The organism is Aeromonas bivalvium (assembly GCF_000819765.1).
Taxonomy (GTDB): Bacteria; Pseudomonadota; Gammaproteobacteria; order Enterobacterales; family Aeromonadaceae; genus Aeromonas; species Aeromonas bivalvium.
In genome coordinates this window covers 1-23,945 of the sequence record NZ_CDBT01000015.1, presented here as the reverse complement: position 1 = coordinate 23,945, position 23,945 = coordinate 1, and the positions used below count along the sequence as shown (strand labels likewise).

General features: G+C 64.1%; 20 protein-coding genes, 4 tRNA genes and 1 pseudogene. 14 read left to right on the top strand and 11 right to left on the bottom strand.

All coding sequences use genetic code 11. The features are described from left to right. Positions 1–314: 314 nt before the first annotated feature. From BN1119_RS05370 to folB, 3 genes are all read right to left on the bottom strand, one after another. Positions 315–2,150 carry a methyl-accepting chemotaxis protein gene (locus BN1119_RS05370; protein WP_041995024.1) on the bottom strand — a complete coding sequence of 612 codons (1,836 nt, stop codon included), beginning with the start codon at positions 2,148–2,150 and terminating at the stop codon, positions 315–317. Between the two features lie 195 nt (positions 2,151–2,345). After that, positions 2,346–2,864, bottom strand: a complete 519-nt coding sequence (gene folK, locus BN1119_RS05365; protein WP_041995022.1) for a 2-amino-4-hydroxy-6-hydroxymethyldihydropteridine diphosphokinase — start codon at positions 2,862–2,864, stop codon at positions 2,346–2,348. Further along, positions 2,864–3,235, bottom strand: coding sequence for a dihydroneopterin aldolase (gene folB / locus BN1119_RS05360; protein WP_041995020.1), 372 nt, complete (start codon positions 3,233–3,235; stop codon positions 2,864–2,866). The genes folK and folB overlap by 1 nt, the downstream gene beginning before the upstream one ends. A gap of 154 nt (positions 3,236–3,389) precedes the next feature. Here folB and plsY point away from each other — a divergent pair. The 6 genes and pseudogenes from plsY to BN1119_RS05330 all read left to right on the top strand — a co-directional run bounded on the left by plsY (position 3,390) and on the right by BN1119_RS05330 (position 5,253). Beyond that, positions 3,390–4,062, top strand: a pseudogene (gene plsY / locus BN1119_RS05355) (glycerol-3-phosphate 1-O-acyltransferase PlsY). Between the two features lie 47 nt (positions 4,063–4,109). Beyond that, positions 4,110–4,185, top strand: a tRNA-Phe gene (locus tag BN1119_RS05350). A gap of 51 nt (positions 4,186–4,236) precedes the next feature. Next, positions 4,237–4,312, top strand: a tRNA-Thr gene (locus BN1119_RS05345). 4 nt (positions 4,313–4,316) lie between these two features. Beyond that, positions 4,317–4,392, top strand: a tRNA-Phe gene (locus BN1119_RS05340). Between the two features lie 45 nt (positions 4,393–4,437). Then, positions 4,438–4,513 (top strand) — tRNA-Asn (locus BN1119_RS05335). Between the two features lie 230 nt (positions 4,514–4,743). Continuing rightward, positions 4,744–5,253: a DUF1993 domain-containing protein gene (locus BN1119_RS05330; protein WP_041995016.1), complete on the top strand. Its 510-nt coding sequence runs from the start codon at positions 4,744–4,746 to the stop codon at positions 5,251–5,253. A 74-nt stretch (positions 5,254–5,327) separates the two neighbouring features. Here BN1119_RS05330 and BN1119_RS05325 read toward each other — a convergent pair whose 3' ends face one another. Continuing rightward, positions 5,328–5,933 (bottom strand): LysE family translocator, encoded by a 606-nt coding sequence (locus BN1119_RS05325; protein ID WP_041995014.1) that lies wholly within the window; start codon positions 5,931–5,933, stop codon positions 5,328–5,330. Positions 5,934–5,949: 16 nt separating this feature from the next. Continuing rightward, a complete protein-coding gene (locus BN1119_RS05320) occupies positions 5,950–6,777 on the bottom strand; it encodes an AraC family transcriptional regulator (protein ID WP_041995012.1) in 828 nt (275 codons plus the stop codon). Positions 6,778–7,002: 225 nt separating this feature from the next. Here BN1119_RS05320 and BN1119_RS05315 point away from each other — a divergent pair, with 225 nt between their 5' ends. Then, complete coding sequence (locus BN1119_RS05315) at positions 7,003–7,341, top strand: YegP family protein (RefSeq protein WP_041995010.1); 339 nt, start codon at positions 7,003–7,005, stop codon at positions 7,339–7,341. Positions 7,342–7,424: 83 nt separating this feature from the next. Here the strand turns inward: BN1119_RS05315 and BN1119_RS05310 are convergent, their stop codons facing one another. The 4 genes from BN1119_RS05310 to BN1119_RS05295 form a co-directional block, all read right to left on the bottom strand. Beyond that, the gene (locus BN1119_RS05310; protein ID WP_041995008.1) at positions 7,425–8,681 is read right to left on the bottom strand and encodes a DEAD/DEAH box helicase; all 1,257 of its coding nucleotides are present in this window, start codon (positions 8,679–8,681) and stop codon (positions 7,425–7,427) included. Between the two features lie 102 nt (positions 8,682–8,783). Continuing rightward, positions 8,784–10,211, bottom strand: a complete 1,428-nt coding sequence (locus tag BN1119_RS05305) for a GGDEF domain-containing protein (protein WP_244463684.1) — start codon at positions 10,209–10,211, stop codon at positions 8,784–8,786. A gap of 267 nt (positions 10,212–10,478) precedes the next feature. Then, complete coding sequence (locus tag BN1119_RS19825; protein ID WP_244463683.1) at positions 10,479–10,937, bottom strand: GNA1162 family protein; 459 nt, start codon at positions 10,935–10,937, stop codon at positions 10,479–10,481. 135 nt (positions 10,938–11,072) lie between these two features. Then, a complete protein-coding gene (locus tag BN1119_RS05295) occupies positions 11,073–11,990 on the bottom strand; it encodes a LysR family transcriptional regulator (protein ID WP_041995004.1) in 918 nt (305 codons plus the stop codon). A 241-nt stretch (positions 11,991–12,231) separates the two neighbouring features. On the opposite strand from BN1119_RS05295, the gene BN1119_RS05290 reads away from it, so the two are divergent. Next, positions 12,232–13,467, top strand: a complete 1,236-nt coding sequence (locus BN1119_RS05290) for an MFS transporter (protein WP_084205303.1) — start codon at positions 12,232–12,234, stop codon at positions 13,465–13,467. An 8-nt stretch (positions 13,468–13,475) separates the two neighbouring features. On the opposite strand, the gene BN1119_RS05285 is transcribed toward BN1119_RS05290, so the two are convergent. Beyond that, a complete protein-coding gene (locus BN1119_RS05285) occupies positions 13,476–14,033 on the bottom strand; it encodes a hypothetical protein (protein WP_041995000.1) in 558 nt (185 codons plus the stop codon). A 150-nt stretch (positions 14,034–14,183) separates the two neighbouring features. Between BN1119_RS05285 and BN1119_RS05280 the strand changes: the two genes are divergently transcribed. The 3 genes from BN1119_RS05280 to BN1119_RS05270 all read left to right on the top strand — a co-directional run bounded on the left by BN1119_RS05280 (position 14,184) and on the right by BN1119_RS05270 (position 20,503). After that, positions 14,184–15,092, top strand: coding sequence for an SAM hydrolase/SAM-dependent halogenase family protein (locus BN1119_RS05280; RefSeq protein WP_041994997.1), 909 nt, complete (start codon positions 14,184–14,186; stop codon positions 15,090–15,092). 267 nt (positions 15,093–15,359) lie between these two features. After that, positions 15,360–17,255, top strand: a complete 1,896-nt coding sequence (locus tag BN1119_RS05275; protein ID WP_041994995.1) for a PhoX family protein — start codon at positions 15,360–15,362, stop codon at positions 17,253–17,255. Positions 17,256–17,485: 230 nt separating this feature from the next. Further along, on the top strand, positions 17,486–20,503 hold the full coding sequence (locus BN1119_RS05270; RefSeq protein WP_041994993.1) for a cytochrome c peroxidase: 3,018 nt from the start codon (positions 17,486–17,488) through the stop codon (positions 20,501–20,503). Between the two features lie 65 nt (positions 20,504–20,568). On the opposite strand, the gene BN1119_RS05265 is transcribed toward BN1119_RS05270, so the two are convergent. After that, entirely contained in the window at positions 20,569–21,129 is a 561-nt protein-coding gene (locus tag BN1119_RS05265; RefSeq protein WP_041994991.1) for a gamma carbonic anhydrase family protein, read from the bottom strand. Positions 21,130–21,365: 236 nt separating this feature from the next. On the opposite strand from BN1119_RS05265, the gene BN1119_RS05260 reads away from it, so the two are divergent. The 3 genes from BN1119_RS05260 to BN1119_RS05250 all read left to right on the top strand — a co-directional run bounded on the left by BN1119_RS05260 (position 21,366) and on the right by BN1119_RS05250 (position 23,396). Then, positions 21,366–22,007, top strand: a complete 642-nt coding sequence (locus BN1119_RS05260) for a ribonuclease T2 family protein (RefSeq protein ID WP_041995232.1) — start codon at positions 21,366–21,368, stop codon at positions 22,005–22,007. Between the two features lie 70 nt (positions 22,008–22,077). Further along, positions 22,078–22,353: a helix-hairpin-helix domain-containing protein gene (locus BN1119_RS05255; RefSeq protein ID WP_041994988.1), complete on the top strand. Its 276-nt coding sequence runs from the start codon at positions 22,078–22,080 to the stop codon at positions 22,351–22,353. Beyond that, positions 22,350–23,396 (top strand): NAD(P)H-dependent flavin oxidoreductase, encoded by a 1,047-nt coding sequence (locus BN1119_RS05250; protein WP_041994986.1) that lies wholly within the window; start codon positions 22,350–22,352, stop codon positions 23,394–23,396. Before BN1119_RS05255 ends, BN1119_RS05250 begins: the two co-directional genes overlap by 4 nt. The last annotated feature ends 549 nt before the right edge of the window (positions 23,397–23,945 follow it).

Below are 23,945 nucleotides of genomic sequence, written 5' to 3'. Positions count from 1 at the left end.
CGATGGGGGCGGCGATGCTCATCGTCCAGCTCGCCAGGGACGATGTGAAGGGGCGTCGGCGCGAAGGTTCGGCCTGATGGTGATGGGCGATGGGGGCCGCGATGATCGTCGCCCAGCTCGCCAGGGACGATATGAAGGAGCGTCGGCGCGAAGGCTCTGCCTGATGGTGATGGGCGATGGGGGCGGCGATGATCGTCGCCCAGCTCGCCAGGGACGAGGTGAAGGGGCGTCGGCGTGAAGACCCGGTCTGATGGGGTGGGAGGAAAAAAGAGAGGGCGGCCCTGGCCGCCCTCTCTTCATATGGGATCTGGGGATCAGACCCTGAACTGATCGGCCGCCCGGTGGAGCAGGCTCGCCTGCTCGGCCACGTTCTGACTGGCGCGGCTGTTCTGTTCGGCCTGGGTCAGGGCGTCGTTGGCGATGTCGCGGATCACCACGGCGTTGCGATTGATCTCGCTCGCCACCGAGCTCTGCTCCTCGACCGCGGTCGCTATCTGGGTGCTCATGTCCATCATCTGGTCCATCTGGCGGGTGATGTTGGCGAGCTGGGTGCTGGCCTCCCCGGCGGCCTCGACGCTGCGCTCCCCCTGGGTGCGGCACTCGCCGATCAGGGTGACCACGCTCTGGGTGCGGGCCTGCAAGCCGGAGACGATGGCGGCAATCTCGCTGGTGCTCTGCTGGGTGCGCATGGCCAGGTTGCGCACCTCGTCGGCAACCACGGCGAAACCTCGCCCCTGCTCGCCGGCCCTGGCGGCCTCGATGGCGGCGTTGAGGGCCAGCAGGTTGGTCTGCTCGGCGATGGCCTGGATCACCTCCAGCACGTTGCCGACCTGGCGACTCTCCTCGGCCAGGGCGATCACCTCCTGGCCCGAGGCCTCCAGCTTGGTGGAGAGGGAGTGGATCACCGCCATGGTGGTCTCCACCCGCTCCCGGCCCTGCTGGGCGCTCAGGTTGGTGGTGCGGGCGCTCTCGGCGGCGCTCTCGGTGTTGCTGGCGATCTCCTGCACCGTGCTCTCCATCTCGGTGGCGGCGGTGGCGACCAGGTCGCTCTCCTGCAACTGCTGCTGGGTGCCTTCCCGAGCGGCATTGGCGTTGCGCTGCAGCTGGGCGGTGAGCTGCTCCAGATCCGTGACCGAGGCGACGACCTGGCCTATGACCTGATTGAAGTGCTCCAGCATGGTGTCGAAGTCGCGGCCCATGGCGCCAAACTCGTCCCTGGAACCGATGCGGGCGCGCAGGGTGAGATCGCTGCTGGCGGTGACCCGGCGCATGGTGTCTGCCAGCCGTTGCAGCCCCGCCATGACGTCGCGGCCGATCAGCAGATTGAGGCAGAGCGCCACCACAATGCCCAGGGAGCAGAGCAGCCCCATGATCCAGAGGATGCGGCTATGGTTGGTCTCGGCCTCTCTGGCCAGATCCTGAGCCAACACTATGCCAGCCTGGCGCATCTGCTCGGCGCTGCGGTTGAGATCGGCGCGCAGCCCCTCTTCGGCACTCAGACCCAGCCGTTGTTCTTCCGCCACCAGGGCGGTGAAGTTCTGACGGTAGCGTTCCAGCAGGGTGGCGAGGGCAGGTTCACCGGCGAGGGCCTGGGCCAGGGGGGCCAGGTTCTGTTCGAACTTGGCGAGATAGCCGATGTCGCGGCGCAGCATGAAGTCCTTCTCGTCCCGGCGCAGTTGCAGCATCAGCAAACTCTCCTGCTGCTGACCCCGGGCCTTGAGTTCCTGCTCCAGGGCATGAATGGCCTGACGCAGGGCGCCATAATGGCCGCTGGTCGGGGTGAGGCCTATCTTCTCCTGCTGGGCGCGCAGGGCTTCGAATTGGCGGGCATAATCCTGCAACAGGCTGGCGAAGGTGAGGATGTCGCCCTGCTGGCGCCCCTCGTGGTGGCTGGCCATGTCGGCGAGCAGGCGGCTGGTTTCATCCCGCAAGGCCGCGAAGGCGGTGGCCGCAGCGGGATCCCTGCGTAGCAGAAACTCTTTCTCTTTCAGGTTCAGGGCGATGAGATCGGCCTCAGCCTGCTTGGTCAGCAACATCTCGGCGCTGCTGCGCGATTCCTGCTCCGAGAAGTAGAACACGACCCCCATGACGATGGCCTGGATCCCGGCCACCAGGATGGCGGACAACACGAGTTTCTGTTTGACGTTCACGACGACCTCAAGGGGCAAAGGAGATGGTCAGTGTATCGGCGCTGAAGGTGGATACTGAAGGCTGCTTTAGCCTTTTCTTCTGCCAGGGGCGGGCCAGGGATTCGAAGGATTCTGTCATCCCGTCATCCCGTCATCATGCAGGGAAATAGTCTGAGGCTCCCCCGATCGGGAGAGGGGAGGGCCATGCTGCGCGGATCAGGCCCGGGTATCGGCCAGGACGCCGCTCGGCGTCCAGTCGAAGGGGATGGGGGTGAGGCGCTGGGAAGCCTTGTCATAGCCGGCCCAGAGGGCGGCCATGGTCTCGCCGTGCAGGGGGTGACGCAGGGTCGGCGCCAGCTCGGCCAGGGGCCAGAGCACGAAGGCATTGGTCACTATCTCGCCGCGGGGCAGCACCAGGGGGACGTCGCAGACCAGATTGCCGTAGAGCAGCAGGTCCAGATCCAGGGTGCGGGGAGCAAACTTCTTGGCATCGGGCTCGCGGCCGTGGGCAAACTCCAGCGCCCGCAGCTGCTGGCAGAGGTCGTTCAGGGCCAGCCCTGTGTCGGCGCCGACCACCAGGTTGTAGAAGGGGCGGCCATTGAAGCCCACCGCCTCGCTCTCGAATACCCGGGAGACCTGGAGCGGCCCCAGCAGCCCATGCAGGGCATCCAGCCCGGCACGGATATGGCGCTCGCGATCAATGTTGGAGCCCAGGCTGATGTAGATCCGGGTCATCAGAGCTCGCTCGCGGCCGGGGTGCGGTGGCGCAGTATCTCGACCCCCACGCCGGCGGCATTGGGTACGGCACCCGGCTTGGTCAGGGTCACCTTGACCCACTGCACCCGAAAGTCGCTGAGGATGAGGTGCGCGACCTGTTCGGCCATGGTCTCCACCAGTTCCACCACCCTGGTGCTGGCATATTCCGACACTTTCTGGGAGAGGGTGGCGTAATCCAGCGCCAGATGGATGTCGTCGCCGGCGGCGGCGGGGCGGTTGTCGAAGCCCATCTCGAGGTCGAAGCAGAGTTTCTGGCGTATGCCCTTCTCCCACTCATACACCCCGATAGTGCTCAAAACCTCGAGTCCACGAATAAACACCTTGTCCATGACAGTACTTCTTCTTTACTCTTGATGGGCTGTGAAACAGCGCAGGGATGCTGGCCTGGCAGATCACGTGCCATTGGCGAACGGCCCGGGTAGCCCGAGCCGGAGAATGTGGCCCGCATCATACCCCATTCATATCGTGGTAAAAACGACCAAGATGACGGCCCTGACGATTTTGATGATTATTCTGGCCTATCTGGGCGGATCCCTGTCCAGTGCCGTGCTGGTGTCGCGCACCACAGGCCTGCCGGATCCCCGGGATCATGGTTCCCATAATCCGGGGGCGACCAATGTGTTGCGCCTCGGTGGTCGCGGCGCCGCCCTGGCCGTGCTGCTGCTCGACATGCTCAAGGGCACGGCCCCCGTCTATCTCTCCTGGTTTCTCGGCATCAAGCCCGTCTATCTCGGCTTTATCGGGGTGGCCGCCTGTCTCGGCCACATCTATCCCCTGTTTTTCCATTTTCGCGGCGGCAAGGGAGTGGCGACCGCCCTGGGCACCATGCTGCCCATCGGCCTGGACATGGGGGCCCTGGTGGTGGCGAGCTGGCTGCTGGTGGCCCTGATCAGCGGCTACTCCTCTCTGGCGTCCATAGTGACAGTGCTGCTGGCGCCCCTGTTTGCCTACCTGCTCAAGCCGGAATATACCTTGCCGGTCTCCCTGCTCTCCTGCCTCATCCTGATCCGCCATCACGAGAATATTTCCCGCCTGCTCAAGGGGGATGAGCCCAGATTGTGGCGCAGGGGCGGGGTCGACGAGGGATGAGTCTGGCGGGGAATTGCACAAAAAGAGGTTTGTTGTGCAAAAAAGAGACGAACGAGACAAAAAGTAAAATTTCCCGTTGACCCCCAAGGGCAAAATCCGTTTAATAGCGGCCACGCCCAGATAGCTCAGTCGGTAGAGCAGGGGATTGAAAATCCCCGTGTCGGCGGTTCGATTCCGTCTCTGGGCACCAAGATTTGGTGCCATGAAGTAAAAATATGTTCATGCACAATGGTTTGAGTGTGCCGGCTTAGCTCAGTAGGCAGAGCAACTGACTTGTAATCAGTAGGTCACCAGTTCGATTCCGGTAGCCGGCACCATTTAGCCCAGATAGCTCAGTCGGTAGAGCAGGGGATTGAAAATCCCCGTGTCGGCGGTTCGATTCCGTCTCTGGGCACCAAACAAAGGACGTCGGGATAGCGATATCCAGTCTCCGCAGTACAATTCCTCCTTAGTTCAGTCGGTAGAACGGCGGACTGTTAATCCGTATGTCACTGGTTCAAGTCCAGTAGGAGGAGCCAACACAAAAGCCCAGCAGCAATGCTGGGCTTTTTCTTTGGCGTTTTGTCGCCCCGGCCGGACGACAAGGAGGGAACCCAGTCCCCTGGGGCGCAGATCGCCGACGGAGCATCTCGCGCGATTCCTGACCGGAGCCTGTGCATGTTCCCGGTGACGCTTCTTCTGAAAAAGGCAGTATAGTGAGCGACGCCGCCAGCGAGGCGGCGAGCCCAGCCTTTATCGAGGAGCCTTCATGAATCGTGAATTTACCGCCCAGTTTATCAAGATGCTCGCCAACCTGGACCGACTGCTGGTCAAGGCGGCGGCCCACGCCGAGGCCAAGGGATACGATGTTGACAACTTCTTCGGCGATCGCCTGATCGTCGACATGTTCCCCCTGAGCAAGCAGGTTCTGATCTGCTGCGAATCGGCCAAGGCCTGCGTGGCGACCGCCAGCCACGGCGACAATCCGGGCTTTGCCGACGAACCCCACACCATGGCGGATCTGCGCGGGCGCATCCAGGCCACCATCGACTTTCTCACCAGCCAGCTGGATGCCGACTACAGCGCGTTCGAGAGCGGCAAATACGCCCCCTACTGGGCCCATGGCAAGTGGATGGATGGCAAGACCTGCTTCTACGAGTACGCACTGCCCAACTTCTACTTCCACCTCACCATGACCTATGCCCTGCTGCGCCGGGCCGGGGTCGAGCTGGGCAAGGGGGACTATCTGGGGGCCCTGGCGTTTCATCAGCCCGAGTAAGGGCTCATCGGTTTGACGGCATATCAGCAGAAGGGGCCTGCCGGGGTGGCAGGCCCCTTCTCATTGGGGAATGTTCAGCGGGCCAGCGGCAGGTAGACGTGCTGGTGGGCCAGGGCCAGGGCGCTGTAGAGCAGCAGGGTGGCCATCAGCAGATTGAAACAGCGAAACCAGCGAGGGTCCTGGAGCTGGCGCCCGACCAGGTTGCCAGCCACGGAATAGCTGCCGGGGGCGCCGGCGGCCAGCAGGCCCAGCAGCAGAGACCAGGGCAGCAGGCTCCAGCCGTGGATCTGCGCCGCCGGGAACTGGATGCTGGTGATGGGCAGGGTGGCGATCATGGCCTTGGGATTGAGCAACTGGATGACGAAGCCGCTGCGCACCCCAAGAGGGCGGACGGGGGCCGTCCGGGCAAGCGTCTCGCCACTGTCGCTGGCTATCTTGACGGCGAGATAGACCATATAGAGGCACCCCACCAGGCTGGCATAGATCAGTATCTCCTCTCGCACCAGGCGGGTGCCCAGCCAGCCAAAGAGCAGCAACAGCATGAACATCGCCATGCCGACTCCGAGGAAGAAACCGAGGCTGGCCCGGGTGCGACCACCCAGGCCGGCATTGAGGCCGATGAGGTTGACGGGGCCTGGGGTATACATGATGCCGATGGCATAGGCGAGGATCTCAATCATGGGGTCTTCCTTGGGCTCAGCGGATCAGGCTGGCGCTGTATTGGGTCGGGGTCATGCCATAGATGCGCTTGAAGCGGCGGTTGAGGTGGCTCAGATCGGTGAAACCGTAGCGGTACACCAGATCCTGGGCCGACTCGCCGCAGGCCAGGGCACGCCGGGCGGCATTGACGCGGCAGTTGATCACGTATTGATGGGGTGTGATGCCGAGCTGCTGGCGAAACAGGCGCAGAAAGTGGTACTTGGAGAGGTTGGCCGCCGCGCTGATGTCGGCCAGGGAGATATCCTGCTGGAAGTGGGCGTGGATGAAGTCCCTGGCCTGCAACAGGAGGCGATCGACACGGCTCACCCGGCCATCGGGTTCAAATCGTCCCGCCTGCTGCATCACCCGGGCGGCGAGGCGGTAGAGGGCAAACTCCTGCTCTATGCTGCCGGCCCGGCCGCGCACCGCCTGGACCAGCGCCAGTATGCAGGCGCTCAGCTCCCCATCCTGCACCAGGGACGGCAACAGGGGGGCCGTCTGCGTCGCCCGTTCCCCCGCGGCATTGGCAAACAGCGGGGTGAGCTCATGGGGCGGCACATAGAGCATGGCGTAGTCGAGGCTGGCGTTGTCCCCCGCATGACCGTCGTGAACATCCCCGGGATTGAACTGGATGACGCTGCCCGCCGGGCTGGAGTGGAAGTCGCCACGACAGAAGAAGTTCTGGCGCCCGGCCAGGGTGACCCCGAAGGAGTACTCCTCGTGGGCGTGACGGTCGTAGCGAAACGCCGTCATGTTGACCCGCAGCGCAGTCAGGCTCGCCAGGTGCTGGCTGTGTGCGAATATGAACTGGTTGTCCTGGCTCATCCTTCCTCCTCTGCTCGGCAGCCATCCCAATCTAGCCTCCAGGAGGGCGTCATCGCTTGGACAATCTTGCTGTTTATCGGATCTGCCGCGCCCCGGGCGCGACAATAAGCGGCGCAGCGGATGACGAAAACGGCCTCTTCTGGCCATCTTCCCCCTTCGTCATATGGCGGTCATCAGGATCGGGCTAGCTTATGGAGGCGTGTCACTCAACATAAGGATGTCCACATGGGATGGTATGAACTCAAGCTGGCCAAAAGCGACCAGTATCACTTCGTGTTGAAGGCGGGGAACGGGGAGGTGATCCTCAGCAGCGAGCTGTACAACAGCAAGGGGGCGGCCCAGAACGGCATCGCCTCGGTACAGAGCAACGCCCCCGAGGCGGGGCAGTACGAGCTGAAAGAGGCGGCCAACGGCAAGTATCACTTCAACCTGAAGGCGAAGAATCATCAGGTGATAGGGTCGAGCCAGATGTATGCCAGCCAGGCCTCGGCCCAAAACGGCATCGCCTCGGTGCAGAGCAACGGCCCCTCCGAGACCATCAAGGATCTGACCCTGGGCTCCTGATCTCTTCCGGCGCCGCCGCGAAGGGGAGGCGGAACACCTCCCTGGCGGCGCCCGTCCCGCCCATATTCACACTCCCCTTGTGCTCACCCGGGTTTGCGGGACGATCCCTTGCTGCCGCCCGCCAGCGCCTGCTTTCTGGCCTTCTGCTTCTGTGCCCCCTTGCTGGCGCGGCGCGGTTCGGGGTTAAAGCGGGTCAGATCCGGCTCAAAGCCCGGGAACCACTGCTGGGGCAATCGGGTGTCGAGCACGGCTTCCACCTTCTCCAGCAATGGCGCATCCTCCGGGCTGAACAATGTGACGGCGAGTCCCTTGTTGCCGGCGCGGCCGGTGCGACCGATACGGTGAACGTAATCCTCTGGCTGATAGGGGAACTCCAGGTTGATCACATGGTTGAGATCGCTGATATCGAGGCCGCGGGCCGCCACGTCGGTGGCCACCAGGGCCTGCAGGGTGCCGGCGCGAAACTCGAGCAATACCTTCTCCCGCGCGCCTTGCGACAGATCGCCGTGGAAGGCGAGCGCATGGATGCCTGCCTTGCCAAGCTGCTGGGCCAGCTTGTCCGCCCCTTGCCGGGTGCGGCTGAAGATCAGCGCCGGTGCCCAGCCCTTCACGGTCAACATGTGTTCGACCAGGGCCAGCTTGCGATCCCCATCCACCGCATAGACCCGCTGCTCCACCTCGGCCGCCGTGGTGTTGCGCGGCGCCACTTCGATAAGCTCGGGGTCGCGCAAGAGCACCCGGCTCAAGGCAAACAGGTTGTCGTCGCAGGTGGCCGAAAACAGCAGGGTCTGGCGATCCGCCGGTATCTGTCTGAGCAGGGCCTTGATCTCGTCCATAAAGCCCATGTCGAGCATGCGGTCCGCCTCGTCGAACACCAGATGGCGCAGCGCAGCCAGACTCAGGGCCCCCTGGCGCAGATGGTCGAGCAGGCGGCCCGGGGTGGCGATCAGGATATCCACCCCGTCTTTCAGCGCGTCCACCTGGGCGGCGATGCTCACCCCGCCATAGACCAGGGCGCTGGTGAGGCCGGTGCCTTGCCCGTAACGCGCGACGCTATCAAAGACCTGCACCGCCAGCTCGCGGGTCGGTACCAGCACCAGGGCGCGGATGGGGCGGGGGGCATCGCTTGCCGGTTGCTTGAGCAACCGTTCCAGCAGTGGCAGCACGAAGGCGGCGGTCTTGCCGGTGCCGGTCTGGGCCCCCGCCATCAGATCCCGTCCCGCCAGAATAAGGGGGATGGCGCTGGCCTGAATGGGGGTAGGCGCGGCATAACCCAGCTCGGTCAGGGTCTGCTGCAGGCGGGGGGAGAGGGCCAGTTCGGCGAAAGAGACAATGGACATGGGGCACCAGTATGGGGTTATCCCGCCCCGTGGCCGGGACGGAAACAATCAGCGTGGCCGGGATGGTAACAGATAGCAGGGGAGCGGCAGAAGCCGGGTCGCTCAGGGAGCCGAATCGGCGCCTGGATCGCGGACAAGGCGGATGGTCTGCCCCTGGTAATAGGCGATATTGCGCTTGCCATGCTGCTTGACGTGATAGAGCAGATCGTCGGCCAGTTGCACCGCCTCGGCCACCGTCAGGTAATCGCGAATGCGGGTCACTCCGGCGGAGAAGGTGATGGGGGCGGGCAGCTCGGGGATGTGCAATGGCCGCTCCAGCAGACGGGCGGCGGAGCGATGCATCATCTTGTCATCGTCCATCCCCTTGAACAGCACGATGAACTCTTCCCCACCCCAGCGAATGGCGACATCGCCCTTGCGGATATTGGTCTTGAGGTGATTGGCGAAGGCGACGAGCGCCAGGTCACCCACCCCGTGACCATGGGTGTCGTTGACGGACTTGAAGTTGTCGATATCGAGGATCATCAGGTAGTCGTGCTCCCGCAGCAGGGCCTGATTGAGGATGTCACGGCGCGGCAGCCGGGTCAGCGCGTCGGTCTGTGCCTGAGTGCGTACACGAGTGATGATGCTTCGCCCCGTCAGCATCAGCAGCAGCAGGGCGATGAGATAGATCTTGAAGGCCGGCCCGAAGAGGACGGCCCGGGAAAAATCGCCGTAGCTGTATGACCACTTGAGGTTGAGGTCGCTGTCCGCCTTTGTGCGCATCAGCGGCGTGCTCAGGCAGAGGTGGAACGGACGACAGGGCTCGACCTCCTCGAAGGAGAGGACGGTCCGGGTCGGATTAAGGCTTTCGAAGGGCTGCAGCACTTCCTTGAACGCCCTGTCGACGGCGATGTCGATGCCCTTGAGCCCATAGCGGTAGTCCTTGATGACGGGCTCGTAATAGACGAAGGGAAAATAGAGGGTGATGGTATTCAGCCCGGTGAAGGTGTCGGTGTAGATCTCGGATACCCAGGCTTCATCCGTGCTGCAGGGGACATGGGTGGAGACGAAGAAGGCGCAACCGAAATAGTGGGTCCAGGGCTCGATGTCGTTGAGGTCGGTGTTGACCGGCAGCAACTGGTTTGGAAGCATCTCCTTGTTGGCGACCATGCCAAGCATGCGACGATCGTTATAGAGGGCGTAGAGGTTGAGGACCTCGGGGTTGGAGATGACGTACTGGTAGGCGAGGAGCATCTGGTTGGCAGGGGGCAACACGGGAATGACCGCCAGACGCTTCAGAGTGGGGAGATCATAGCCATAGGCATAGGCCGCCGCATCCCCGTGCTCGCTGAAGATGGGCATCTTGATGCTGCTGTTGTCGATGAAGTCAGCCAGTTTCTCTGGCGCCAGGATGCGGGCCCGCTGAGAGAACACCTCGAACAGATTGGGCTGCTTGGCGGTGATGAGCTGCATGTCGTGCCTGATACGGAGGTAGGTGTAGTTGCACACCAGCCCCAGTCCCGCTATCGCCAGGCAAAGCAGCCCCAATCGATTCAGCCACGAGCGGGGAACGATATGCCTCGGTGATCCAGCCATGCGATGAACGCTCCCGTGGTGACAGAGGCCATTCTTGTAACTGATTTTGCCGGGCATCACCAGATGAAGTTGGTGGGACGTTATCCGACATGCGGAAAAATGAGCCAACAATATCAAAAAGATAGACGATGAGGCGCCATTCGATGTCAGGCAGGGGAAAGGGGGGGCGACGGAAACAAGAGGGCATGGTGCCCTCTTGTGTGGAGTGTGGCGGGCGCCTTAGCGAGCCTGATATTTCGGCGAGTAGGGGCCATGGAGGATGCCGTTGGGCATGTCGGCGCTGAGCAGCCTGAAGCTGGTGATCCCGGCGATTTCATGGCCCTTGTCGGTGATGGTGTTGGCAATCTGGTTGACGACAGCCACCACCAGCATGCCGATGAGGCCGCCCCCCGAATTGGCCTGTTGCTTGATCCCGGCCTCCGCCTTGAGCTCTTCCATGTTGTCGCGATCCAGCACGCTGAAGCGGCCAGTCTGCTGCAGATGGGTGATCAGCACGGTTTTCGCCTGGCTGCCCAGTCGGTCCACGCCGTCGGAGAAGATGCCACGCATGTAGCTGGAACGGTTGTCGAACTTGCCGACGGCGATGGGGCTGCGCGTGCCCTGATAGTGGCTCTGATAGGAGGCGACCTTGGGCACTTCCAGGGTGCGTGACGACTCGCTAGCGCAGGCTGTCAACAAGCTAGTCACCAGGATGACACTGGATGAAACAACAAACTTCTTCATGTAACGTCCCGTTATTTAAGGAAAAAAACAACGGCGGGCTCTAGCATTCTTCGCTGCGAAGAAAGTGCCCCGTATGGGGGGCATACCCGCTCAATCTGTGTGCTTTTGGCGGGTTGTGGCAGGGATTGAGGGGGACTGGCTCTCCTGCTGGGACTGAAACACCTCCTCCAGGGCCGCCACCAGGGCGCGCATCCGCCCCGTCTTCTGCACATCCGGGTGCAGCACCATCCAGATGTCGATGGGGTCGTGCTGGTCGGGCTGCAGGCGCACCAGGCCCGGATCCTCCTCGGCGAGGAAGGTGGAGAGCAGGGCGATGCCGAGTCCCTGGCGGGCGGCCGCCATCAGCACCAGCTGGGCATTGCTCTGCAGCACCACATTGGGCTCATGGAGCGGTTCACCGCACAGACTCAGCCAGTGGCGGGCCACCAGCTCCCTGGGAAAGAGCAGCAGGTCGTGCTGTTGCAGCGCCTGACCCGATAGGGGGGTGCCGCGGCGGGCCAGGTAGTCGGGGGAGGCGTAGAGCCCCATCCTGATGGTGGCGAGCCGTTTGACCACCAGATCTCCCTGCTCTGGGCGCACGCTGCGAATGGCGAGATCCGCTTCCTGATTGGGGATGTCGCTCACGCTGACCGCGGTCAGCAGCTTGAGGCGGATGCCGGGGTGGCGCTGGCGCAGCAGACTGAAGGCCGGCAGCACGAAGCCCTGAGCCAGGGTGTCCGTGGTGGCGATGCAAAGCTCCCCCTCCAGCTCCCCCAGGCTCGCCGTGCGCGCCATGGCCAGAGCCGCTTGCGCCATGGCCTCGGCCTGGGGCAAGAGCGCCTCCCCCAGGGGGCTGGGCCGATAGTGTCTGGGGGTGCGGATAAACAGCTTGGCCCCCAGCTGCTGCTCGAGCAGGGTGATCCGCCGCCCGACGGTGGCCTGATCCACCCCGAGCTCGAGTCCGGCCTGGCGCAGGCTGCCCCGCCGTGCCAGGGCCAGGAAGAAGCGGGCGTCATCCCAGTTGTTCATGCTTGCTCCTCGCTCAAGCAGGGCGCCCGATTGGCGCCGCAATATTAGATGTCAGCGAGGATGGCAGCACAAGGGGCCAGGCCGGATCCGGCTCGTGCCTGTGGCTTCCCGGCCAATGGACGTGCCGCGCCGGTGTGATGCAAGTTTGAATCGCCATGATGCAGAACTGCCGCAGCCCGGGGCGGGCGGGATCGCTATGATGATGCTCCCGATAGCGGTTTTCCTGTCTGTAATTGGAGTCTTGATGTCATCCCCCTGCGCCCCAACTGCTGCCCACGGCAGCGAGGTCGATGCTCGCCCCCGCCTGCTCGGGTTTCTGGCCCTGGCCCTGATGTCGGCCCTGCTCAACAGCAGCGTGCCCACCCCGCTCTATCCCCATTACCAGGCGGCGCTGGCCCTGAGCGATCTCGGTCTCAGTCTCATCTATGGCGGCTATGCGGGGGGCGTGCTGATCGCCCTGTTCGGGGTGGGCAACCTGGCGGGAAGGGTGGCGGATCTGCGCATCCTGATCCTGCCCGCCCTGGTGGCGGTAGCGGGGGGCGCCCTGCTCTTTTCACTGGCCGACAGCTTCTGGTCCCTGCTGCTGGGGCGGGTCCTGGCCGGGATTGGCACGGGCACCCTGACCGGCGCCGCCAACGTGGCGCTGCTGCGCTTTGGTCCCCAGGATGGCGGCAGGCGAGCGGCGCTTAGCGCCACCCTCTCCTTTACCGCCGGGCTGGCCCTCGGCCCCGTGTTCAGCGGGCTGGCGCTGCAACTGGACTACTACCCGACCACCTTGCCCTTCCTGCTGATCCTGGGGATGGCGAGCTGCGCCATCGCGGGCCTGGTGCTGAGCTGGCCCAGAGGTGCCAGGATGGCGGCGCCCGCTCCGAGCGGGCAGGGTGGGGGATCCCTGGGGGAGGGGCTCAGGGCCACGGGGGCCGGGTTCTTTCTCTGCGCCCTGGCGCTCTTCACCGCCTGGGCGGTGGCGGCCAGCCTGCTGGCCATCGGCCCCAAGGTGGTGAGCGAGATGCTCGGCATGAGGGATCTGGGGCTGTTCGGCTATCTCGTCGCGGCCTATCTGGTCTTCTCCGGGCTTTGCCAGCTCTGGGCCCGTCGCCTCGATGCCCGCCATACCCTGCAAAGCGGCGTCCTGGCCCTGGCGCTCTGCGTGCTGCTGTTTGCCGGGGCCGTGCACGGTCTGCCGGGCTGGCTGGCGGGACTCGGGCTGCTGGTGGCGGGCTACGCCCAGGGGGCCGTGTTCGTGGGCAGCGCGACCCTTATCAATCGCATCGCCCCCCCGGCCAGCCACGCGCGGCTGCTCTCCCTCTTCTATGTGATCGCCTATGTGGCGAACTGGGTGCCCGTGCTGCTGGGCTGGGTGAGCGACGGTACAGGCCTCCTGGCGGCGCTGGATCTGCTGTTCGTCGGCAGCACGCTGACCAGCCTTGGGCTGGCCTGGGCGGTGTCACGGCATCGCTTCAATCCTGCTGTCTGACAGGGGCATCAGCCATCGACCAGGGCGACGCTGCCGGCATCCAGGTGGTGCATCCACTCCCGCAGGATCAGCAGGGCGGCGGCGAAACGGCGATCCTTCGGCAACTGGGCCGATGCCAGGGGATCCCCCTCCACCATGGCAACCAGCTGGCCGAACAGCCGCTCTATGTTCTCCCGGCTCTGCACCCGGCTGCCGAGGGCCTCGGCCAGGGGCACAGGGCTTTGCAGGCGCAGCACGGGGTGGGGCGGGATCCGGGCCGCGAGGGGCATCAGCACATCCTCCACCACCATGATGGCCTGCTCCAGCTTCAGGGGCGTCGGCAGATCCTCCGCTACCAGGATGGCCTGCTCCAGCTCCAGGGCGCTCGGCGTATCCTCCGCTACCAGGATGGCCTGCTCCAGCTCCAGGGGCGTCGGCGGATCCCGGCGAAAGGGACCCGGGGTCAGGGCATCGAGCTCCAATGCCAGTGAAAAGGTCTGGCTGGTGCCATCGGCTGCGGTGAGCGCTACCCGGCTTTGGGTATTGCCCAGGCTCAGCAAAATGGTGTCGTGATGCTCTCTGGTCATGGGGTGTGCTCCTGGCGTTGGATGCCCCATGGATACACCCGCACGGGGCGGATTGGCGAGTCATTTCGCCCCCCATTCGGGGAGATGGGGTTGCAAAGAAATCATTGAATGGCAATCTGGACGTCCAAACGTCTTGGAAGGAGCTCTGACATGGATATTCGTATCGTCCCCCGCGCCCTCGTGCTTGCCCTCTCCCTGGTGGGGGCTGGCGCCTTCGCCAGCGAGGCCCTGGTGTTCCAGACCGATTTCGGCCTCAAGGATGGCGCCGTCTCGGCCATGAAGGGGGTCGCCTTCGGGGTGGACCGCACCCTGCCGCTCCATGACCTGACCCACGAGATCCCGGCCTACAACATCTGGGAAGCCTCCTACCGCCTCTATCAGACCCTGCAATACTGGCCCGCGGGCACCGTCTTCGTCAGCGTGGTGGACCCCGGTGTGGGCACGGATCGCAAGTCGGTGGTACTCAAGACCAGGAGCGGCCACTACATCGTCAGCCCGGACAACGGCACCCTGACCCTGGTGGCGGAGCACTTCGGCATAGAGGCGGTGCGCCAGATCGACGAGAAGCGCAACCGCCTCAAGGGCTCCGAGAAGTCCTACACGTTCCACGGCCGCGACGTCTACGCCTACACGGGCGCGCGCCTCGCCTCCGGTGCCATCAGCTTCGAGCAGGTGGGGCGTCTGCTGCCCGCCGAGGTGGTGACCATCCCCTATCAGCCCGCGGTGGCCGAGGAGGATGGCACCTTGAAGGGCACCATCCCCATCCTCGATGTGCAGTACGGCAACGTCTGGACCAATATCGACGAGGCCCTTCTCGGCAAGGCAGGCATCCACAAGGGGGACAGCGCCTGCATCAGGATCAGCGAAGGGGATGCGCTCAAATACGAGGGCAAGGCCCCCTACGTCAGCAGCTTCGGCGACGTGCCACAAGGCCAGCCCCTGGTCTACCTCAACAGCCTGTTGCAGGTGTCGGTGGCCCTGAACATGGAGAGCTTCGCTGCAAAACATCAGGTGCAATCCGGTGCCAACTGGCATATCAGCCTGAAAAAATGCGGCTAGAGGCTGCCAGCTGCCAGCGGGCGCTATCCGGTACAAACGGGCATATCAGCCTGAAGAAGTGCGGCCAGGGCTAATCTCTCTATCAGCGATGCCTCTCCTGGGGCGGTGGGACTCGTGTCCACCGCCCCTTGTTCTGGGCGGTGGCGCCTTGCCGGGCCAGGCGGCTTATCCCATCCCTTGTCATCTTCGTTTAATAAAATGCCGCCATGCTGTGGCCGGACGCAGTGAGTGGCAAACCAGACAAGTGCAGATAACAAGGAAAAGCCGATGAGCCGTTTTGACGAGAGAGACAGTGCCAACCATCCCCGGGAGCAGGAGCCGGAGTTCAACCGCCTGATCGAAGCGGGCCTGAGCCGCCGGGGTTTCCTCAAGGGGGTGGGCGCCGCCAGCATGGTGGCGTTTTTTGCCGCCAATCCGGTGGCCCGCGCCGTGGCCGCCGCCACCCAGCCGCTGCTCGGTTTCCAGGCCGTGCCCGCCTCTGTGGCCGACACCATAGTGGTGCCGCCCGGTTACAAGGCCGAGGTGCTGATCGCCTGGGGGGATGCCCTGTTCGCCGATGCCCCCGCCTTTGCCCAGGGCAATGACGCCAGGGCCCAGGCCCGCCAGTTTGGCGACAACAACGACGGCATGAGCTTCTTCCCCCTGGGGCCGGATCGCGCCCTGCTCGCCGTCAACAACGAATACACTAACTACGAATATCTGTTTGCGGATGGGGGCAAGGCGCTCAATGCCGACGCCGTCGCCAAGGCCCAGGCGGCCCACGGGGTCTCCCTGGTGGAGCTGGTACGCAAAGATGGCAAGTGGCAGGCCAACCCCAAGGGGGCCCTCAATCGCCGCATCACCGCCACCACCCCCATGACATTGAGCGGCCCGGCGGCGGGCCATGCCCTGCTCAAGACCCAGGCCGACCCCGAGGGACGCACCGCCCTTGGCACCTTCAACAACTGCTCCAACGGCCAGACTCCCTGGGGCACCTACCTCACCTGCGAGGAGAACTTCAACGGCTACTTCGGCAGTGCGGGCAAGCCTGAGCTGGACCAGCGCGCCGCCCGCTACGGTCTGGCCGCCGAGGACGCGGGTTTTGGCTGGCATCAGTTTGACGAGCGTTTTGACCTCGCCAAACATCCCCAGGAGCCGCACCGCTTCGGCTGGGTGGTGGAAATCGATCCTCAGGATCCCGCCTCCACCCCGAAGAAGCGCACCGCCCTTGGCCGCTTCAAACACGAGAATGCGGCCTTCACCGTCAACCAGGATGGCCGCGCCGTGGTCTATCTGGGCGATGACGAGCGGGGGGAGCACATCTATCGCTTCGTCTCGAAGAACAAGGTGGCGCCGGGCAACGATGCCGCCAACCGGGATCTGCTGGACGAGGGCACCCTCTATGTGGCTCGTTTCGACGCCAAAGAGGGGGATCTCAAGGGTACAGGCCAGTGGCTGCCCCTGGTGCACGGCCAGCACGGCCTGACCCGGGAGAACGGCTTCGCCGATCAGGGGGAGGTGCTCATCTTCGCCCGGGAGGCGGCGACCCGGCTGGGTGCGACCACCATGGACAGGCCGGAATGGGTGGCCGTGCACCCCCACAGGGCCGAGGTCTACTGCACCCTGACCAACAACAAGAACCGCGGCCTCAAGGAGAACCAACCCCTGGACGGCGCCAACCCCAGGGCCGAGAACCCCTATGGCCAGATCATCCGCTGGCGCCCGGCCGCGGGCGATCACGGCAGTGACAGCTTCGAGTGGGATCTCTTCCTGCTGGCGGGCAACCCCGGCGTGCATAAAGAGGGCTTGATGGCGGGCAGTGCCAACATCACCCCGGACAACATGTTCAACAGCCCGGACGGCATCGGCTTCGACGAGGCGGGGCGGCTCTGGATCCAGACCGATGGCGACTACTCCAACGAGAAGCAGTTTGCCGGCATGGGCAACAACCAGATGCTGTGCGCGGATCCGGCGAGCGGCGAGGTGCGCCGCTTCCTGACCGGCCCGGTGGCCTGCGAGATCACGGGCCTCACCTTCAGTCCGGACTGGCGCACCCTGTTCGTCGGGGTGCAGCACCCTGGGGAAGAGCTGGCTCCCTCCCACTTCCCGGACGGCGGCACCAGCATTCCCCGCTCCGCCGTGCTGCGCATCACCCGGGACGATGGCGGCATCATAGGGGCCTGATGGCCACAGATGACCGCCTTGCCTTTGATGAACAGAGCCGCCTTCGGGCGGCTCTGTCGTTGGCGGCTTCAGCGGGCGGGGGTCGCCTGGATGCACGCCGCCGATCGCAGGGACATCGCAGCTGAACACCTTTCGCCCAGTCCATAAACAGAAATCGGCAAGAAGCGATTGATAATGATTAGCGTTTAACCTGATAATTGCCGGCTTGTCCGACCACTCCAAACAACACGATGAAACCCCTATTTCTGCTGGCCAGCCTGCTGGCCCTGAGTGCTTGCCATGACAACCGCAGCGAGGGCCAGGAGCCCGACGTGCCGGTCACGCCTCCCGTTGTCACCCCCCCGCCCGTCACCCCGCCGGTGACGCCACCACAGCAGACCCATACCCGGGCCGAGCTGACCCTGACCATTGATATCGGCGAGCGGCTGGCATCCGGGGCGACCCTGAGCCTGCGCCAGCGCGCCACCGGCATGGAGACGAGTGCAACCCTGAGCGGTCAGGGCAACCCGACCCTGACCCTGCCTGCCGGCCTGCTGTTGGCGGCCCCCCTTGAGCTGGTCGGGGAGCAGGAGGGATACATATTGAGGGCCAGCACGGCCCGGGTGGCGGATCTCGCGGCCGGTGAGTCCCGGGCCCGGCGCGCCACCCCCTCCCTGCGGCTCGACGAGGAGGAGACGGCGCTCTTCCTGCTGGCAGATCGCAACGGGAACGGGTTGCTGGAGATGGCGGAGTGGGGGCAGAGCGGCGAGATCCGCCTGCAACAGCAGGCCGACATAGAGGAGTATGCGGCCCTGCTGAGGGCCCAGCGGTTGGGGGCCGAGCTCAACTATCCCGACAGTTGGCAGATGCTGCTGGCCCTGCGGGACGACAGCGCCGCCCGCAACTGGTATCGCCGCAGCAACGGGGAGGCGATCCAGGCCGCCCGGTTGCAGCTCTATCCGGCCAGTCCCGTGATGCCGGAGGAGCCGGAGACCGCCGAACTGCTGCGACTGGATGAGCAGGGCCGCCTGCTGACCCGGGGGGCCTGGCACTGTCTGCACGATGCCCGTTCCGTCACCGGGGTCAAGGGCAGCCAATTCTGGCTGCCGGGGGAGGGCTTTGCCGCCTCGGCCCGTGTCACGAGAGCGGCGCTGGTGGCGCCGAGCAGTTGCGGCCAGCAGTCATGGCGCCTGCCGACCCTGGCCGAATTCGAGCGCCTGCTTGGCAGCGACAAGCTGGGGTGGCGCTATCCCAACACCTTCACCATCCCGTTGCCCGAGTGGATCTGGTTGCAGGATGGCACCGGGCTGGCGCGGCGCTACCAGCCGCTGACCAAGGCGTGGCGCGATGAGGGGGAGGCCAGCCTGCTCTGGTTCGCGCTCTCCCCCTATCCGGTACGCCCTTCGGTGGATCGCAGCAGCGAGATGCCGGATCTGCTCTCCCTGCGGGCACAATATGCCGGCGACCCGGGCCAGTGGCCGGCGGCCATGGTGGACGAGGGGGTGGAGTGGCAGGAGCTGGGCCCCCTGCCCGCCATGTCCTTCCCGGCCGACAACCCTTACCGCAGGGCCAAGGTGGTGCTGGGCCAGCAACTCTTCTTTGACAAGCAGCTATCCCAGGCCCGCGACATCAGCTGCGCCAGTTGCCACGATCCCCGCAAGGGATGGGGCGACGGGCTGAGTGTCTCGGTCGGTCATCTGGGGCAGAAGGGGACCCGCAATGCGCCGACCATCCTCAACGCCGGTTATGGCAGCAGCCAGTTCTGGGACGGACGGGTCGCCACCCTGGAGGAGCAGTCGCTCCATCCCATCAGCAACCCGGTGGAGATGGCCCTCGATCACGACGAACTGCTGGTGCGGCTGCGGGCAAGCAGCGACTACCCGGCCGCCTTTGCCGCCGCCTTCGGCGACGAGACCATCACCCTGGATCGGGTCGCCAAGGCCATCGCCACCTTCGAACGCACCATCATCAGCCGCGAGAGCCCGCTGGAGCGCTTCGTCAAGGGGGATGAGCAGGCGATGAGCGACAAGGCGCTGTGGGGCATGCACCTGTTTCGCACCGAGGGGCGCTGCATGAACTGCCACTCGGGCCCTCTGCTGAGTCAGCACAAGTTCGAGAGCCTGGGGCTGACCTATTACGGCCGCAACCTCGAGGACAGGGGCCGCTTCCTGCAGACCAGATTGAAGGCTGACATGGGGCTGTTCAAGACCCCCAGCCTGAGGGACGTGGCCTTCACCGGTCCCTATATGCACAACGGCGTCTTCCCCATCCTGGCCCAGCGTCTCGGTGGTTCGGTGCAGGGGGTGGTGGCCATGTACAACTTCGGCGTCACCAAGTGGAGCAGCGGAGTCGGCTTCCCGACCGGGGTGGACGTGCATGATCCCTTCTTCCCCAAGGCCTCGGATCGCCTTCATTCCCTGGGGCTCTCCAACGACGAGCTGGAGGCCATCGGCGAGTTCCTGCGCGCAGCCTCCCTCGAGCCGAGGCGCACCCCGGCCACCGTGGCCGAGCTGGGACTGAGCCAGGTGGATGACGAAGAGGCCGTCGGCGCCATCCCGGTCGAGCTGGTGGTGACGCCCGCCCAGCCCCGGCTGGAGGTGGGGCAGAGCCTCTCCCTGCAACCAGGCCTGCGGCTGAGTGATGGCAGTGAGACCCCGGTGCTTGAGGCCGTCCAATGGCGCAGCGATCACCCCGAGCGGCTGAGGGTCGATGGCAGTGGCGTCATCACGGCCCTGGCCGTGGGGTCTGCCAGCGTGCAGGCAAGCGCGGGGAGCCACACCCTCAGGGTGGCGGTGCAGGTGGTGGATGCCCAGCCCGATTTTGGCCTGGGTTGCCATCAACCCGAGCTGGCGGCGGGGGCGCTCTCCTTCCTCTGCCCGCTGACCCGCAGCGAGGCCGACCGGATCGGCATCGACTACGATGGCAGCGCCAGGGATGAGGACGGGGACTACAACCCCTTTGCCATCGACTATGTGGTGATGAGCCAGGGGCGGGCGCGAGAGTACTGCCAGCAACTGGTGGCCCGCGGTCACGATGACTGGCGCCTGCCGGGAGCCGATGAGCTGGCGAGCCTGTTTACCACCTATCATCAGGCCGGCGAAGAGATGAAGCTGCTGACGGAGCATGGCTGGCCGCTTTACAGCCGGGTCTGGAGCAGTGACGCACCCAATGACGAGGGGGAGGCTCCCTTGCTCGATCTGGGTTACGGCGAGGCGATGGGCGATCTGCCAGAGGAGGCCCACGGGGCCGTCTGCGTGCGGGCCGGCTAACCCCGACATGTCAGGATGACGAACAACGGGCGCCGCGGCGCCCGTTGTTTATGGTCGGCCTGGACTCAGAACTCGTTGGAGAGCGCCTTGTAACCCTTGACCAGATCGATGTTGGTGTGGGCCACGTCCTCGGAGAACTCGGTGGCGTCCACGGTGACGCGGGGGATCTGGGCCAGGTCGCTCTGCTGGTTGATGCGGGTGGTGGAGGGCACATAGAAGCCGGGGGGAATATCGCAGCCGTCGACCACCGAGTTGTGGCGCACCACGGATCCTTCGCCTATGTGGCAGTTGAACAGCACGCTGTTGAAGCCGATGAAGACCCGGTTACCCACTTCGCAGGGGCCGTGCACTATGCTGCGGTGGGCGATGGAGCTGAACTCGCCTATGGTGACGGCGGCGCCGGATTTGGAGTGGATCACCACCCCATCCTGGATGTTGGAGTTGGCGCCGATGACGATGGGCTCCATGTCACCGCTCTCGTCCACCTCGTCTGCACGGATCACGGCGTAGGGGCCGACAAAGACATTTTCCTTGATGATCACCTTGCCACAGATGATGGCGGTCTTGTCGATATAGGCGGATTCGTCGATAACGGGCAGGTGACCTGAGGGATTCTTGCGGATCATGTTACGTCCTGTTGCTGATGAAATCGGGGGAAAAGTGGCGCGTCATGAAGGCCCGCCGGAGAGCCAGCTTACGCCTCTGATCCGGACGGGGAAACCCTTTACTGGTCTGACCCACTCTTGATAAGGGCATTTGGCATGGTTGTTCTTTGACTCCCTTGTATGGGAGCATGGACCCTGGCGCCGTGGAGAACACGCCGCGCCAGAAAGGGGCTGTTCACTGTGATGGAGGTTGAATGATGAAGCAGATCATGGTGTTGCTGATGGCCACTCTGTTGTGGACCCAGGCAGCGCAGGGCAAGGGGCAGGCAGGGGATTTTGACTACTACGCCATGGCGCTCTCCTGGTCGCCCGAGCACTGCGCCATCAAACCGACCGATCGGGAGCAGTGCAGCCGCCAGCTGGGTTTCGTGCTGCACGGGCTCTGGCCCCAATATCTGAAGGGCTATCCGTCCGAGTGCGGTACCGAGCGGCTCGCAGGGGAGGTGGAGCGTGATTTTCCCGGGCTCTATCCCAGCCGCTTCCTCTATCGCCATGAATGGCGCAAACACGGCACCTGCTCCGGTCTTAGCCAGTTCGCATTTCATCAGCTGGCGAGCGACCTGCGCCAGAAGGTGCAGATCCCGGCCGCTTACCAGGCGCCGCCGCAGCCGCTGCGCAAGAGCCGCTTCCAGCTCAAGGCGGATCTGGCCGCTGCCAACCATTGGCTGGCCCCAGATAGCATCACAGTAGCCTGCGCCGACGGGGGGCGTTTCCTGCGGGAGATATACATCTGTTTCAACAAGGCAGGGACGGATGCCATCCCCTGTCCGGACGAGATGCAAAAACGGGAGCGTCGCTCCTGTGGTCAGCCGGATTTCCTGCTGCGCAGCGTGCGTTGACCCCTCTCTGTGTCGAGCGGGCCCGTGCGGGCCTGATGTACAAAGACAGCCATCGCAAAGGAGTTCTGCAATGACCGACGTGAAAGAGTTTTCGCCACGGCAGCGCAACTTGCTGCTCGAGGTGAAAGGGGTGGGCCCTACCGTCATCGGACGGATCGAACAGCTGGGGTATCACAGCCTGGAGGCGCTGGCCGAGGCTGATACAGGTCACATAGTCCGGCTGGTGGCCAACATGCTGGGCTCCACCTGCTGGCAGAACAGCCCCCAGGCCCGAGGGGCCATCGACGGCGCCATCGCGCTGGCCCGTAGCCATACACACCATGACAGACAGGAAGCCGCCTCATGACGATCTTTGCCGAACTGGGAATGCGCTATCCCATCATCCAGGCGCCCATGGCGGGTGTGCAGAACGCTGAGCTGGCCATGGCGGCGACGAGGGCGGGGGCCCTGGGATCCTTGCCGGCGGCCATGCTCGGCCCGGCCGAGCTGCGTCAGGCGCTGGAACAGTTGGCAGCCAGTGGCCCCGGGCCCTTCAACATCAACTTCTTCTGCCATCGACAGAGCGAACCTGAACCGGCCGAGGAGCGCCGCTGGCGAGAGGCGTTGGCACCCTATTATGGTGAGCTCGGGGTAAGGGCCGATGCCACGACGACGGCGCCCGGTCGTGCCCCCTTCAACGCCGAGCATGCCGCCATCCTGACCGAGTTCAAACCCGCCGTGGTGAGCTTTCACTTCGGACTGCCAGACCCCGAGCTGCTGGCCAGGGTAAAAGCCACGGGGGCAAAAGTGTTCGCCAGTGCCACCACTGTGGCCGAAGCCCAGTGGCTGGCGCATCATGGCGCCGACGCCATCATAGCCCAGGGGCTGGAGGCCGGTGGTCACCGTGGCCACTTCCTGAGCGAAGATCTCGCGCTGCAACAAGGCACCTTTACCCTGCTGCCCCAGATAGTGGCGGCCGTGGATCTGCCTGTCATCGCCGCCGGAGGCATAGTCGATGGCAAGGGGATACTGGCTGCCCTGGCACTGGGGGCGAGCGCCGTGCAGATGGGAACGGCGTTTCTGTGCTGTCCCGAGGCGACGATCTCGTCCCTGCATCGTGCCGCCATCCAGGGGATACATGGTCAGCATACGGCCCTGACCAACCTGTTCAGCGGTCGCCCCGCCAGAGGCATAGTGAACCGCTTGATGCGCGAGCTTGGCCCCTTCTCGGCGCTGGCCCCGACCTTTCCCCATGCCAGTCGTGCACTGGCTCCGTTGCGAGCGGCAGCCGAAAAGGCGGGGGAGAGCGGCTTCTCGCCGCTCTGGGCCGGGCAGAATGTCTCCGGCTGTCGCGACCTGCCTGCCGCCGAGTTGATCGCCCTCTGGGTCACAGAGGCAGGGCTGAGATGAGCCCTTCTTTATGTAGGTAAGCGATATAGACGAGTGGATGCGTTCGCCATCATGGGCAACCAGGCAGGCTGCACCGGGGAAAACGGGCTCAGGGGCATGGTGAACGAGCCGTCCTGCGGCGTTTTTGTGGATAAGTTTGTATAAAAGCTGTGATTGGTTATGAATAACTAAAGAAAGGCAGATTTTTGCAATTTTATTGCATTAAGGGGCTTGCCAGAGAGATCAATCTCTCTATAATGCGCCTCCATCGACAGGGCAAGCGGCAACGCAAACAAGCCGGTCGGTGCCTCGAAAAAGCCTTGTAAAATAAGGCTTGACTCGAGAAGGCGGTTGAGTAGAATGCCACTCCCGCAGCGACGAAACGTTGCAACGCTCTTTAACAATTTGAATCAAGCAATCTGTGTGGGCACTCACAGCATCGAGCATCAAAATTAATTTTTGATTTTCAATGTCTGGTGAAGTGACCAAGACGATTTCTTAGCAATAAGAAGTCGAACAGTTTATTTCAGCAATTCATTGAGCCGCTGAACTACCTCGGTAGCGACGCAA

Bases quoted from the DNA above. Each gene is read 5' to 3' on its own strand.
- folK (WP_041995022.1), bottom strand. From the start codon at position 2,864: ATGACCCGGATCTACATCAGCCTGGGCTCCAACATTGATCGCGAGCGC.
- folB (WP_041995020.1), bottom strand. From the start codon at position 3,235: ATGGACAAGGTGTTTATTCGTGGACTCGAGGTTTTGAGCACTATCGGG.
- BN1119_RS05330 (WP_041995016.1), top strand. From the start codon at position 4,744: ATGAATCGTGAATTTACCGCCCAGTTTATCAAGATGCTCGCCAACCTG.
- BN1119_RS05325 (WP_041995014.1), bottom strand. From the start codon at position 5,933: ATGATTGAGATCCTCGCCTATGCCATCGGCATCATGTATACCCCAGGC.
- BN1119_RS05320 (WP_041995012.1), bottom strand. From the start codon at position 6,777: ATGAGCCAGGACAACCAGTTCATATTCGCACACAGCCAGCACCTGGCG.
- BN1119_RS05315 (WP_041995010.1), top strand. From the start codon at position 7,003: ATGGGATGGTATGAACTCAAGCTGGCCAAAAGCGACCAGTATCACTTC.
- BN1119_RS05310 (WP_041995008.1), bottom strand. From the start codon at position 8,681: ATGTCCATTGTCTCTTTCGCCGAACTGGCCCTCTCCCCCCGCCTGCAG.
- BN1119_RS05295 (WP_041995004.1), bottom strand. From the start codon at position 11,990: ATGAACAACTGGGATGACGCCCGCTTCTTCCTGGCCCTGGCACGGCGG.
- BN1119_RS05285 (WP_041995000.1), bottom strand. From the start codon at position 14,033: ATGACCAGAGAGCATCACGACACCATTTTGCTGAGCCTGGGCAATACC.
- BN1119_RS05280 (WP_041994997.1), top strand. From the start codon at position 14,184: ATGGATATTCGTATCGTCCCCCGCGCCCTCGTGCTTGCCCTCTCCCTG.
- BN1119_RS05275 (WP_041994995.1), top strand. From the start codon at position 15,360: ATGAGCCGTTTTGACGAGAGAGACAGTGCCAACCATCCCCGGGAGCAG.
- BN1119_RS05270 (WP_041994993.1), top strand. From the start codon at position 17,486: ATGAAACCCCTATTTCTGCTGGCCAGCCTGCTGGCCCTGAGTGCTTGC.
- BN1119_RS05265 (WP_041994991.1), bottom strand. From the start codon at position 21,129: ATGATCCGCAAGAATCCCTCAGGTCACCTGCCCGTTATCGACGAATCC.
- BN1119_RS05260 (WP_041995232.1), top strand. From the start codon at position 21,366: ATGAAGCAGATCATGGTGTTGCTGATGGCCACTCTGTTGTGGACCCAG.
- BN1119_RS05255 (WP_041994988.1), top strand. From the start codon at position 22,078: ATGACCGACGTGAAAGAGTTTTCGCCACGGCAGCGCAACTTGCTGCTC.
- BN1119_RS05250 (WP_041994986.1), top strand. From the start codon at position 22,350: ATGACGATCTTTGCCGAACTGGGAATGCGCTATCCCATCATCCAGGCG.